Below are 12,404 nucleotides of genomic sequence, written 5' to 3'. Positions count from 1 at the left end.
CGTCAGGAGGTCCTCAGGGCGGTGCGGAGCGAGTTGTACCGGCCGTCCAGCGCGTTGAGCGCCAGCTGGTAGCGCAGCCCGGTCTCGGTGGCGATGACGGTCTCCGCATCCAGGTTGACGTTGTTGCCGTTGGTGTTGGTCGGCTCGAGCGAGCGGGCGGTCGTGCCGCCGGAGGTCACCGGCGTGGAACCGCTCCGGACGGCCCCGCGCAGCGACGTCTCGAAGTCGGTCCGCCCGGCGAGGAAGCCGGGCGTGTTGACGTTCGCGATGTTGTCGGCGGTGACGCGCTGCCGCTGTGCCAGCCCGGCGAGGGCCGCCTTCAGGACCGTCGAGGTGGCGTCGGGGATCATCGAGCGGATCCCCGGCGGGTGGAGCAGGACACGATCGACCTCCGGGTACGCGGAAGACACTCGCGAGCGAGTGCAGGGCCGCCGATCCGTGGCGATGGTGGTGCTCTCCGTGCACACCTCTCATCGGCACGCCCCGGTACCCGCGTGACCGCACGCCCGGCACGGGAGGGGCGGCAGGAGCCGGGTGGGGCGACGGTGACGACTGTGACCACCGCCCGGACCCGGACGCTGCCGGAGCGTGCCCGCCCGGGACGCGGCGGAGCCCCGCTCCCCGGGGCGGGGGAGCGGGGCTCCGGACGTGCGGTGCGGCGGGTCAGAGGGCGCGGTCGACGAACGAGGCGACGGGCCGGCTGGGGGCGTAGGACATGCGGGCAGCGAGATCGCGTTGTTGCTGCGACTGCGTGATGCGCTCGACCAGAGCTTCGGCGACGGCGAGCTGGTGCTGCAGGAGGCGGGCGGCGCGCTCGCGGAGGTCGGGGGGGAGCGGTCCCAGGCTGGAGGGTGGTACCCAGTCCTCCGCACGCCGGCCCCAGGCGGCGATCTCGTCGGCGCGGCCGGCGGCCATGGTCTGCTCGGCCGCCAGCACCTCGCCCTCGAGGTGGGTGAGCACGGTGGCCCAGTCGATCGAAGGCGGTGCGCCGTCCGCGGGCGCGGCCGGACTCTGGCTCACGAGACCGCGCCCGCCAGCGAGGCGGCAGCCTGGCGCCATGCGTCGCGCAGGGGCTCCACCACCTGGCGGCAGGAGGCGATGCGGTTGGTGTCCAGCTTGATGTTCGCCTGTACCAGCTCGCTGAGGAGCCAGTTGTAGAGGGAGGCCAGCCGGGGGCCGCCATCCCATGCATCGACCCTCAGGCTGGCCAGCAGCTCGTAGACGATGGCTTGTGCGTGCTGCAGTTGCTCGCCGGCGTCCTGTCGGTCGCCCGCGGCCACGGCGCGCTGAGCCCGCTCGAGGTCGAGGGCCAGCCGGTCGTAGAGCATGACCAGCACCTGCTGCGGCGACGCGGTTGCGACAGCGTCGCCGAGGTAGCGGGCGCGGAGGGATGCGGCACTCATCGAGCGGTCTCCTGGAACTGAGAAGGGTGGAGGTCGAGCGGCGGTCAGGAGTAGGAGGGCAGCGAGGCGATCTGGCCTGCCAACCACGAGGACTGCTGCTGTAGCGAGCTAAGCGCGGTCTCCATGGCGGTGAACTGGCGCGTGAGGATCTCCCTGCGCTTGACCAGGCGCAGATCCCAGGCCTCAATCTTGTCCTGGATGTCCTCGGCCTGGCTGTCGCGCCCCTTCGCGAGCAGGACGAGCGAGCCCGTGGTGGTGTCGGCAGCCGTGGTGGCGATCTCGAGGAGCCGCTGGGCGATACCCGGGACGAGATCGTCGGCGTTGCCGCCGAGGCCCTCGGCCCCAGGGCCCGCGGCGCCACCGGCACCCAACCGCTGGGCCAGCGCCGGCTGGTCGGCCAGTGCGGCGGTGAACTTCGCTGAATCGAAGGCGATGGTCCCGTCCTTGTTCAGTTGGAGCCCGATCGTGGCCGGCGAGCCGTCGGCGCCCACGGCGAAGGACACCGCGTCGAGGATCTGGCCGCTCAGGCCTCGCAGTGCGCTGTCGCCCTTGAGCGTGGAGGTGGACCCTCCCTTGGGGTCGGTGTTCGCCTTGATGCCACTGAGCGCGCGGTTCGCGGCGTCGACGAGCGACTGCATCGCCTTCGCAGCCGCTCCGGGATCGGCGGCGACGTCCACGGTCACGGCGGCCTCCGGCTTGCTCACAGTGATGGTCACGCCGCTCATCACCCCGGCGAAGGTGTTGGTTGCGGAGGTCACTTCGTAGGCGCCGGTGCCGCTGCCGATCGTGATCGTGGCGTCGACCCCCTGGGTGGCGACGCCGAAAGTCGTGGCAGTACCGAGATCGAAGGCCGCCGCCGCACCGGTTTTCTCGGCGGTGACCTGCAGCCGATACTGGCCGTCGGCCACCTTGACGGCGGTGGCGCTGAGGCCGAACTCGCTGTCGTTGATCGCGGTGACCGCGTCGGCTAGGGTGCCGGCTCCCCCAACGGTGATCGTGCCCTTCATGGTGCCATCGGCGGCTCGGACCTCGATGGGAGAGGTCATCCCGTACGGATCGCTCGTCGCGGTCCAGTTGATTTCGCTGACCCGGGAGTGGGCGGTGGCGGTGTTCTTGACGCCGAAGGTCAGGGAGCCCGTCGGGGCACCGGCGGTAGCAGTGGCGGCGACGCTCGTGGCGGTGCTGACCGCCTTCACCGCGGTCCAGGTCTCTGGCTTGAGCACGCCCTCCGCAGCGGTGCGGAGGGCGTCGAAGCGGGAGTTGACCGAGCGATAGGCGGACGCGGCGGCTTCGGTGAGGGACAGCCGGGTCTTCAGCGCCGCCTGCGGGGCGGCTTCCGCCTGGATCAGCTGGCTGATGAGGGAGGCGGTGTCCATCCCGGAGACCAGACCGCCGATGCTCATCGTCATGTTCCGTGCCTCCGGGGTCTGGATCTGGGTGGGGTGGTCGGTGTGCCAGCGAGGGGGGAGGCCTGGTGGCCTCCCCCCTCACCGGTTTCGTGCCGAGGTGCTACCTCCTCAGCTGCTCGCCGGAGATCAGCGGAGCAGGGAGAGGACGCCCTGCGAGGCCTGGTTGGCCTGCGCGAGCATCGCGGTGCCGGCCTGGGACAGGATCTGGTTGCGGGTGAACTGCACCATCTCCTGAGCCATGTCGGCGTCGCGGATGCGGCTCTCGGACGCCGACAGGTTCTCCACGGCCACCGACAGGTTGTTGATGGTGTGGTCGAACCGGTTCTGGATGGCACCCAGGTCGGCGCGCGTGGTCGAGACCGACTTGATCGCCTTGTCCAGGTCGATGACGGACTTCTCCGCACCGGTCTGGGCGGTGAAGGAGGTCTCGACGCGGCCGACCGCGGCCGCCGTGACCGTCAGCGTGGCCTCGGTACCCGTGCCGGTGGCGCCCGCGGTGAAGGTCACCTGGCCAGCGGCCAGCCCGAGGGCGTCGGCCACGTACTGCTCGACCTTCGCGTCGTCGGTCTCGGTCTGGCTGATCGAGGTCAGGTCGACGGTCTTGCCCGCCCAGGTGATCTTGCCGTTGAGCGTTCCCTGCTTGGTGATGTCGCCACCAGTGATGGTCAGCGACTCGGTGGCATCCGCCGCGTCGCCCTCGGCGATGGACGTACCCTGCGTGATGGCGGTCTGGCTGGAGCCACCGTCAGCGGCGCCGACGACCTTGGTCGTCACGTCGACGGTGTTGACGCCCAGGCCGCGGGCGCTCGTGCTGGTGCCCACGTGCACCGAGATCGACTCACCGGCGTTCGCACCGACCTGGAACGTGCCCTTGTAGGAGCCGTCCAGCAGCTTGGTGCCGTTGAACGTGGTGGTGTCGGCGATGCGGGTCAGTTCGGACTTGAGCTGGCCGATCTCCGACTGGATCTTGGCCTTGGCGTCGTCGTTAAGGCTGCCACCGCTGGAGGCCTGGACCGACAGGTCGCGCATGCGCTGGAGGATGCTGTGCGTCTCGGTGAGCGCACCCTCAGCGGTCTGCACGACCGAGATGCCGTCCTGGGTGTTGCGGACGGCGACCTTCAGGCCACCGATCTGCGAGCGCAGGCCCTCCGAGATGGCGAGCCCGGCCGCGTCGTCGGCGGCGCGGTTGATGCGGAAGCCGGAGGAGAGCTTCTCCAGCGACTTGCTCATCTGACCGTCCGTGACGGACAGGTTGCGGTGAGCGTTGAGCGCCGCGATGTTCTGGTTGATGCGCAGACCCATGGTGATCCTCCTTGGACGGGGTCGTACTGGGGTTCCCGCTGCATCCGTGCTGCGGGCCGTGCTGGTGTCGCAGAGTGGGTTTCGGCCTGGGGCGGATGGGACTTGAGGCGAACGAAACTTTTTCTCCGCCGCATCTCGCTCAGGCGGGTCGGGCCGCGGCGGGCGCTGGGGTGATCCACGTGCCTGCGCGGCCACGGGGTGCCGGCGGTGCCGGTGCCTGGGGCGGGAGTGAGCTGCCGGTACGGCCGGTGAGCCGTTCGAGGTAATTGCGCTGCTGGTTGCGGGCGCGCACCCCGCCGTCCGCGGAGACCGCCCTCCCCTCCCAGATCTCGCTCATGGCGGCGTGCAGCAGGGTCAGCGCCCGCGCACGCATCTGGGAGACGCGGGAGAGCGTCACACCCAGGTCTTCCGCGATGTCGGTCAGCGATTCATCACCGAAGAAATTGCGCTCGATGACCTCATCGAGCCGGTCGGGGAGTGCGCGGATCGCCTCGTGCAGGTGTCGTGCCCGCTCGCTGCGCACGACCGCGCGCTCGGGGGATTCCCCGGTGTCGGGCAGGTCCAGAGAACTGCCGTCGGAGCCGGACTCCGCGTCGATGCTCACCATGACCGCGCGGTGGACGTCGACCTGGAGGTGATCGAGCTCGCTGCGGGCGATCCCGAGGCTCGTGGCCAGCTCCTCGCGCGTGGGGGGCCGGCCCAGGCTGATGGTCAGCGCGTCGGCGGCGGCGTCGGTGCGCCGGGCCGCGGCCCGCACCGACCGGCTCGCCCAGTCGCCGGAGCGCAGCTCGTCGAGGACCGCGCCCTGCAACCGGGCCAGCGCGTAGGTGGCGAAGGACGCGCCGGCCGACGGGTCGAACCGGCGGGCCACCTCGACGAGGGCCACGTGGGCGCAGGAGAGCAGATCCTCCCGGCTGACGTGGCTCGGCAGCGAGATGCGCGAGGCGACGGCGTTGACCGCGAAGGCAGCGAGCGGCAGGTGCTCGGTCACCAGGGCGTCGACCTCCTGCGGGGACCGCCCCTTGACCGGGTGTGGTACACGGCCGTTCTGGGGACGTTCGCGCAACGGCCGGTCTTGCGCGGCCCGCTCACGCAGGGGTCGCTCGGTCGCGAGGGCACGGACTGGGGTCACGTCCGTATCTCTCGGCGGCCGGGCGGCGGGTCGGCACCACCCGTCGGCACAAACCCGCAGGAACTTGAGCGGTAGTTCCGCGCTTCGGCTCAACGTGCTCCGGACGGGTGCCGATGCCAGGTCCGACGGCGGTGGCCCCCGGCCTGTGGCGCGCCCACCGCGACCCAGCACGACGGAGACGACGGAAGGCGGTGGACACGTGGACTACCAGCACCTGTCGACGATGCTGTGGCGGGAGCAGGAGCTCCTGGACCTCCTGCTCTTCAAGGCCGAGGAGAAGCAGTACCTCATCCTCTGCGGGAAGACTCGCTGGCTGGCGCGCATCGCGCACGAGATCGAAGTCATCCTCGACCAGTTGCGGACCATCGAGGTCGAGCGATCGGCGGCCACCGAGGCGATCGCAGCCAGGCTCGGCCTGGCTGCCAATCCGTCCCTGCGGCAGGTCGCGGACGTGGCGCCCTCCCCGTGGAACGGCCTCCTCGCCCAGCACCACGAGGCCTTGCTGACCTTGATCACCGACCTGCGCAGCCTGTCCGACGCCAACCGCGAGCTCATCGAGGGCGGCCTCTCCGCCATCGGGGACGCGCTGCTGCAGACGCGGACGTCGTCGACGGGCACGTACGGCGCGACCGGCCGGCACTCGGACGGCGCCCACCGCGCGGTCACCCTGGACGGAGCACTCTGACGTGAGCACCTTCAGCCTCCTGAACACCGCGACCACGTCGCTGTGGGCGCAGCGCCGCGCGCTCGACGTCACCGGTCAGAACATCTCGAACGTCAACACCGACGGGTACTCCCGCCAGCGCGTCGACATGAAAGCGATCGGTGGCAGCGCTGTCCCGGCGTTCTACTCCACCGGCACGGGCATCGGTGGCGGTGTGAACGCGGACGAGGTGACGCGGATCCGTGACGCCTTCCTCGAGGGGCGGGGGCACACCGAGCACGCCAACAGCGCGCAGCTGACAGCGGAGACCGACGCGTACGGGCTGGTGGAGCAGGCGTTCCGCGAGCCCAGTACCACGGGCCTGCAGAACCTCATGGCCGACATGTGGCGCGGGTGGCAGGACGTGGCCAACAGACCCGAGGACCCGGCCGCCCGGGGCCAAGTGCTCGAGCGGCTCGAGACGCTCGTCGGCGGCCTGCACTTCAGCAGCGCGCAGTTGGACGGGCAGTGGCAGCAGACCCGCGAGAACCTCGGCGTCCTCGTGGACGACGTCAACGCGGCAGCCGAGACCATCGCCCGCCTGAACACCGCGATCCTGCGCGCCTCGCAGACCGGCCTGCCGGCCAACGACCTCACCGACCAGCGCGACCTGCTCGTCATGAAGCTGGCCGACCAGGTGGGGGTGTCGGTCCGGCCGCGCGACGGTGGTGTCGTCGACGTGGTCGTCGGTAGCGTCACGGTCGTCTCCGGTGGGACGGCCTCGAAGCTCGCCGTCCAGGGCGCCATCGACCCCACCGGCACCGCCGGCGACCCCCCGCGCGTCGTGACCGCCACCGGTGGGCTGCCGGTCACCGTCGGCGGAACAGCCGGAGGCCAGCTGCACGCGCTCAACTCGATCCTGCCGACCTACCGGGCCGAGCTCGACGGCCTCGCATCGTCGCTGGCCACCGCGCTCAACGACGCGCACGACGACGGCTTCGACCTCGACGGCGTTCGGGGGGGCGTGCTGATCGGTTCGACCGGCGGTCCGGTGACGGCGTCCTCGATCACCGTCGCGATCACCGAGCCGCGCAAGCTCGCCGCATCGTCGCTCGGCGCGGACGACGGCTCCGTCCCCCCGAACCTCGACCGCGGCAATGCCGACAAGCTGGCCCAGCTGGGTCACGGCATCGGGTCGCCGGACGCTGCCTACCGCACGATGATCGTCGAGCTGGGTGTCCAGTCGGCGGTCTCGCAGCGCAACCTCGGCATCCAGGCGGTCATCACCGGGCAGGTGGACGCCGCCCGGGAGTCCGTGGCCGGGGTCAACCTCGACGAGGAGATGACCAACATGCTGTCCTTCCAGCACGCGTACTCGGCTGCCGGCCGGCTGGTCACGGCGATCGACGAGATGCTCGACGTCCTGATCAACCGCACCGGCCGCGTGGGGCTGTGATCTGAGTGCGGATCACGCAGAAGGCCGTCGCCCTCACCAGCCTGCAGGGCCTGAACCGCAACCTCGACACCTTCGGCAAGCTGCAGGAGCAGCTCACCTCCGGCCGGCTCATCAACGCGCCGTCCGACTCGCCGACCGGCACGAACAAGGCCATGCAGACCCGGTCGGAGCAGGCCGCGGTCGAGCAGTTCGGCCGGAACATCGCCGACGCCGACAGCTGGTTGTCGATCACCGACTCCACGCTCCAGAACATGCTGGACGTCACCCGGCGGGTCCGCGACCTCACCGTCCAGGGTGCGAGCACCGGCAGCTCGTCGGAGGCCAGCCGGCGGGCGCTGGCGACGGAGGTCGGGGCGCTCCGGGAGAGCCTCCTCGGCCTGGCGAACACCACGATCCAGGGCCGCCCCATCTTCGGCGGGGTGACGACCGGGACCACTGCGTACAGCGACGTCGGCGTCTACCAGGGCATCGTCGGGGCCGACGTCCTGCGGCGCGTCTCGTTCACCGAGGAGGTCCGCGTGGACCTGACCGGTCCCGAGGCCTTCGGGCCGGCGGGTGACGACCTCTTCGCCGTGGTCGCCCGGATCGCCGACGACCTGGTCAACGACCCCGCGGCCCTGGACCAGGGGCTGACGGACCTGGACACGGCGATCAAGCGCATGCTCGGCGGGGTCGCCGACGTGGGCGCCCGCGCGGCACGCGTCGAGCGCGAGCAGCAGATCAACAGCGACCTGGCCTTGACGCTGGAGACCCAGCTCGGCGAGATCGAGAACGTGGACCTGCCCCACACGATCATGCGGCTGCAGATGCAGCAGGTCGGTTACCAGGCGGCGCTGCAGGCGACGGCGAAGGCCATCTCCCCGACGTTGATGGACTACCTGCGCTGATGACCACCCTCGCCGACCACCCCGCAGCGGCCCCGACGACGGCTCCGGCTCCGCCCCCGGTCCAGGTGCTGTCGTTCGCCGAGCCGCTGCCGGGCTTCCCTCGACACCGGGACTACGTCCTGGTCGCCGCGGACGCCGCCGGGTTGCTCTTCTGGCTCCAGGCGGTCGCCCCGGACGGGCCCCGGTTCCTCGCCGTGCCGGCGCAGGAGTTCTTCCCCGGGTACGCGCCGGTGCTGCCCGGGGCGGTGCAGGCGGAACTCGGGCTGGCCGACCCGGCGCAGGCGCGGGTCTTCTGCCTGGTCACCGTGCCCGACGGCGACGTGGCCCGGGCGACGGCGAACCTGCGGGCCCCGGTGGTCGTCGCCCCCGCGACCCACCGGGCCCGCCAGGTCGTGCTGGACGACGGCGGCCTTCCCCTTCGGCGGCGCCTGCGCCGATAACCTCAGTGGCCGCGTCCCGACGCGGCTTAACGCCTGCCCCGGCGGGCGACGCCACGGACGGCCATCACACACCCATGGAGGGGTACTCGTGCTCACACTCACCCGCAGCGTCGGCGAGACGATCCGCATCGGGGACGACATCGAGGTCCACGTCGTCGAGGTGCGGGGCGGCACCGTCCGCCTCGGCTTCAAGGCGCCGCGCGAGATCGCGATCCACCGCGAGGAGGTCTACCGGCAGATCGCCGAGGCCAACCTCCTGGCGGCCCAGGTCACCGCGGACACGCTCGGCGCCCTGGCGGCGTTCGCGCCGACTGCGGTCGCCGACGCGCCGGAGCTCGAGGCGGCCGTGCCTGCCGACGCCGGTCCCGCGGAGGCTGCACGCGGCGCTGAGTGACAGATGTTCACGGTCGCCGGGGGGGCCACCTCGGCAGACCGTGCCAATCTGACGGGGCAGCGAGCTGACCTGACCGCGACACGGGCAACTATTGCCGAAGCTTCGCTCTCACAATGCGTGGGACACAGCGAGTTGTGTGCCGTGTCCGCTGCGTGCATGCGGCAGATTCCTCCCCAAGCAAGTGACAGGGGGCGATCAAGATGGCACGCAACGCATTCACCGCTTCGGTGGCGGGGGGCCAGACCGGCGACCAGGAGTCGGTGGTGGTCCACGTGCAGCTGCGACCTCGCCGGGGCGCCACCCGCAAGTGCCTCGCGGCGCTCGCCGCGCTGGCCGCCGAGCACGAGGACGTGGCCGTCGCCGTCACCGGCCTGAGCAAGGACGACCGCGTCGTCCGGGTGACCGTCGGCGTCGACCTCGGCCCGCGAGCCGCCGTGGCGAAGTTCTCGCCGCAGGCGCAGGCGGCCTACGCCTTCGTGTCGGCGGTCTTCACCTCGCTGTACGACCACATGCCGGTCTACGCGGCCGAGCCCAGCAGCGCCGAGCGCGCCGCCGCCGCGACCCTCCTCGAGCACGCCGCCGCCGGTGCGGCCCGCGCCGACGCCCTGCCGGTGGAGGTGCTCGAGGCGCTGCCCGCCGCCCCGGTGCCCGTCCCGCTCGTCCCGTCGCCGCGCCGCCCCGGTCCGGGGGAGCGCATCCCGGCCTGACCGCCTCCCGTGCAGTGCGGGGTGCCGGCCGCCCGGCGCCCCCTTCTTCCCCGTAGTGCCAGGAGTTCCGATGCCCGACCGCATCCCCTTCCCGCCCTCCGCCGACGACGACCGGTCCCGCGCCCGGCAGCCTCTGGTGTTCGGGGGCATCCCCGAGTCCGACGGGTGGGCCCTGGCGCCGATCACGCCCCGCGACCGGGTGCACTTCCGCGTGGACCGCGAACTCCCGCTCGACGAGTTCCGCCAGGCCCTGCCCGACGGCGTGACCGTGAGCTACGACCAGGGCGACGGGCTCTACCGCGTGGACGGGGCCTGCGGCTCGGCCGCCGTGCTGGCCGACTGGGTCAAGGCCTGGTGCGCCGGTCGGGGTACCACCACGATCGGCCTCCGCGCGGAGACCGACGTCCGCCGTCGCGCGCCCCGCGACCTCCCGCCGGCGTTCCTGGACGACCTGTGCCGGCACTACGGGCCGATCAGCCTCAAGCGCCTGCAGCGCAACATGAGCACGATCCGGCTGCACCTGCCCGACCCCGACGACCTGGGGCAGCAGGTGTTCGAGTGGATCCTCAAGGCGGTCGCGCAGTACGACGAGACGAAGTCGGTTCCCTTCGGGGCATTCCTGGCGACGCAGCTGTCCAAGTGGGTGCACGACCTCGGGCGCAACGCCCACGGGCGCACCGCGGCCGACACGGAGCACAAGCAGCAGAAGGCGATCGCCGCCTTCATGGCCGAGCACCAGCGCCGGCCGAGTGAGAGGGAGCTCGCCACCTACATGGGGCAGAGCGTCGCCACGCTGCGCCGCAACTCCCAGACCGTCGCCACGCTCAACGGGCTGCGGAACCTGCAGTCGCTGGACGGCACCCCCGACGCCACCGAGATCCTGCTGCCCGACTCCTCCGAGGCGCCCGACGAGATCATGGGCGAGGCCGAGCAGACCCTGCTCTCGCACGCCCTGACCGCCGCCTGCGCGCCGGACCCGGAGGCGCGCCGCGACCAGCGCGCCGGCCAGCCCAACGTGCTCGGCTGGGCGACCTGGTACCTGACGACGTGGGGGGGACGCACCAAGACGCAGCTGTCGGCCGACCTCAACACCTCGGTACGGAACATGAACGTCTACGCCGACCGCGTCGAGAAGGCGCTCAAGGACCGGCTGGCCGAGCTCGCCGACTGAAAAAGGACCCCCTTCTGCCCACCGCTCGCACGCTCGCGGCGGGTCCCTGAAGGGGGCCGTTCCAGCCTGTCACCTGCTCGCGGCGGGTCCCTGAAGGGGGCCGTTCCGGCACGTCACGGGATCTCGTGGTCCGGGGACCGGCTGGCGCCGACCGGTGACGCCCGGACGGGCCGGACACGCCCGGAGATCCGATACGGAAAAGGCTCAGTCGCAGGGTCGAACAGGCCATGAACCTGCCGATACCCACTCCGTGACACCCCGCCCGAGGATTCGCCGCCCGGCCCGCACGCCGTGCGGGGCGACCGGGGCGTGGTACCGGGGTGGGGCCCGGTGAGCGCGCTGCCCGCGGACGACGCCGGCTCCGCCGCGCTCGTCCCGCACTGGCTGGACGCCACCGCCCGCGAGCTCCTGGCCGCCTCGGTGCGCACCGCCCTCGACGGCCCGGCGCACCCGGTGTCCGCGATCCTCCTGCAGGACGTGCTGACCGAGCTCCACGTGGCCGCCGCCCGCGAAGCGGTGTGGCCGGCCTCCACCGCGCGCGTGCGCCTGGCCACGGGGTGGGACGACGACGTCCTGCCGATCCGGCTCAGCCCGGCCGAGCTCGCCGCGGTGCTGGGGCTGCCCGCCCTGCCCGCCCGGCTGCGCGGGCTGCTCGGCGCCCGGAGCCGCTCGTGACGCCGGGCCCCTTCGGCACCAGCACCGTTCCGCGGGGGCTGCTGCAGCGGTTCCGCGCCGCGCCGGTGGACGTCGCCGACCTGCACGACGTCGCGGCGCAGCTTCTGCCGCGCCTGGCCTCGTCCCACCTGCACCTCCGGCTGGTCCGGCGTCCGGGCGCGGGGACCGTGCTGCACCTCGAGGAGGACGAGCGGGTGCAGCGCGTGCCCCTCACCGACCTGGCCGACGACATGAGCCGCGCGGGCATCCCGGGCACCACCGCAGGCATCGCCGCTGCCCTGCGCACGTGGGTCGACCGGCGGCCGGTGACCGACGCGGCCGCCGCGGCGACGGGCATCGCCGCCCTCGACTGGGCGGACCGGTCGGAGACCGCGGTGGGCTGGACCGTCGTCGTCGTGCGCGGGGAGCTCGCGGTCGCCTGGGCGCCCTCGCCCGCGGCGCGGGCGGCCGAGCTGCAGCGGGTCCGCTCCGCGGCGACCGGCCGGGCGCACGAGGTGCCCCTGCAGCTGCGGGTCGAGGGCCCGCTGGCGCTCTGGTCGCACCGGGCGGTGCCCGTGCTCGCCTCGGCGGCCCTGGTCGCCCCCGAGCTGATGATGCAGCGGATCGCGGACCGCGGCCTGACGCTGCCGGACATGCACGTGGTCGTGACGCCGCACCGGCCGGTGGCCTGCGCGGACCCCGGTGTCGCGCGGCGGCTCGCCGGTCAGGCCAGCGAGGCGAGCGTGACGCTGCCCTGGCGCTCGGTCGTCGACCTGCCCTGGATCTGACGGCCCCGTCCGGAGCTC

General features: G+C 72.3%; 15 protein-coding genes. 9 read left to right on the top strand and 6 right to left on the bottom strand.

The window, feature by feature from the left end; translation table 11 throughout:
* Window positions 1-2: 2 nt before the first annotated feature.
* The 6 genes from ACI79P_RS01730 to ACI79P_RS01705 form a co-directional block, all read right to left on the bottom strand.
* Window positions 3-350: a flagellar basal body rod protein FlgB gene (locus ACI79P_RS01730; RefSeq protein WP_456579317.1), complete on the bottom strand. Its 348-nt coding sequence runs from the start codon at window positions 348-350 to the stop codon at window positions 3-5.
* Between the two features lie 313 nt (window positions 351-663).
* Window positions 664-1,020 (bottom strand): hypothetical protein, encoded by a 357-nt coding sequence (locus ACI79P_RS01725; protein WP_456579316.1) that lies wholly within the window; start codon window positions 1,018-1,020, stop codon window positions 664-666.
* On the bottom strand, window positions 1,017-1,403 hold the full coding sequence (gene fliS / locus ACI79P_RS01720) for a flagellar export chaperone FliS (RefSeq protein WP_456579315.1): 387 nt from the start codon (window positions 1,401-1,403) through the stop codon (window positions 1,017-1,019). The genes ACI79P_RS01725 and fliS overlap by 4 nt, the downstream gene beginning before the upstream one ends.
* A 44-nt stretch (window positions 1,404-1,447) precedes the next feature.
* Window positions 1,448-2,812: a flagellar filament capping protein FliD gene (gene fliD / locus ACI79P_RS01715; RefSeq protein WP_456579314.1), complete on the bottom strand. Its 1,365-nt coding sequence runs from the start codon at window positions 2,810-2,812 to the stop codon at window positions 1,448-1,450.
* Between the two features lie 126 nt (window positions 2,813-2,938).
* Window positions 2,939-4,114 carry a flagellin N-terminal helical domain-containing protein gene (locus ACI79P_RS01710; RefSeq protein WP_456579313.1) on the bottom strand — a complete coding sequence of 392 codons (1,176 nt, stop codon included), beginning with the start codon at window positions 4,112-4,114 and terminating at the stop codon, window positions 2,939-2,941.
* Between the two features lie 139 nt (window positions 4,115-4,253).
* The gene (locus ACI79P_RS01705; protein WP_456579312.1) at window positions 4,254-5,105 is read right to left on the bottom strand and encodes a sigma-70 family RNA polymerase sigma factor; all 852 of its coding nucleotides are present in this window, start codon (window positions 5,103-5,105) and stop codon (window positions 4,254-4,256) included.
* 340 nt (window positions 5,106-5,445) lie between these two features.
* Here ACI79P_RS01705 and ACI79P_RS01700 point away from each other — a divergent pair, with 340 nt between their 5' ends.
* The 9 genes from ACI79P_RS01700 (at window position 5,446) to ACI79P_RS01660 (ending at window position 12,386) form a co-directional block, all read left to right on the top strand.
* Complete coding sequence (locus ACI79P_RS01700) at window positions 5,446-5,931, top strand: flagellar protein FlgN (RefSeq protein WP_456579311.1); 486 nt, start codon at window positions 5,446-5,448, stop codon at window positions 5,929-5,931.
* A gap of 1 nt (window position 5,932) precedes the next feature.
* Window positions 5,933-7,345 carry a flagellar hook-associated protein FlgK gene (gene flgK, locus ACI79P_RS01695; protein ID WP_456579310.1) on the top strand — a complete coding sequence of 471 codons (1,413 nt, stop codon included), beginning with the start codon at window positions 5,933-5,935 and terminating at the stop codon, window positions 7,343-7,345.
* A 5-nt stretch (window positions 7,346-7,350) separates the two neighbouring features.
* Window positions 7,351-8,232 carry a flagellar hook-associated protein FlgL gene (flgL, locus tag ACI79P_RS01690; protein ID WP_456579309.1) on the top strand — a complete coding sequence of 294 codons (882 nt, stop codon included), beginning with the start codon at window positions 7,351-7,353 and terminating at the stop codon, window positions 8,230-8,232.
* Window positions 8,232-8,672: a flagellar assembly protein FliW gene (fliW, locus tag ACI79P_RS01685; protein ID WP_456579308.1), complete on the top strand. Its 441-nt coding sequence runs from the start codon at window positions 8,232-8,234 to the stop codon at window positions 8,670-8,672. Before flgL ends, fliW begins: the two co-directional genes overlap by 1 nt.
* Before the next feature lie 88 nt (window positions 8,673-8,760).
* Window positions 8,761-9,066, top strand: coding sequence for a carbon storage regulator CsrA (csrA, locus tag ACI79P_RS01680; protein WP_456579307.1), 306 nt, complete (start codon window positions 8,761-8,763; stop codon window positions 9,064-9,066).
* A 200-nt stretch (window positions 9,067-9,266) separates the two neighbouring features.
* The gene (locus tag ACI79P_RS01675; RefSeq protein WP_456579306.1) at window positions 9,267-9,773 is read left to right on the top strand and encodes a hypothetical protein; all 507 of its coding nucleotides are present in this window, start codon (window positions 9,267-9,269) and stop codon (window positions 9,771-9,773) included.
* A gap of 70 nt (window positions 9,774-9,843) precedes the next feature.
* Window positions 9,844-10,944, top strand: coding sequence for a flagellar biosynthesis protein FliA (locus tag ACI79P_RS01670; RefSeq protein WP_456579305.1), 1,101 nt, complete (start codon window positions 9,844-9,846; stop codon window positions 10,942-10,944).
* 330 nt (window positions 10,945-11,274) lie between these two features.
* Complete coding sequence (locus ACI79P_RS01665) at window positions 11,275-11,619, top strand: hypothetical protein (RefSeq protein WP_456579304.1); 345 nt, start codon at window positions 11,275-11,277, stop codon at window positions 11,617-11,619.
* Entirely contained in the window at window positions 11,616-12,386 is a 771-nt protein-coding gene (locus tag ACI79P_RS01660; protein WP_456579303.1) for a hypothetical protein, read from the top strand. Before ACI79P_RS01665 ends, ACI79P_RS01660 begins: the two co-directional genes overlap by 4 nt.
* Window positions 12,387-12,404 lie beyond the last annotated feature (18 nt).

This window comes from Blastococcus sp. SYSU DS0510, from assembly GCF_054050835.1.
Note: the sequence above shows the minus strand (reverse complement) of the source record. Positions and strands in the feature narration are given on the sequence as shown.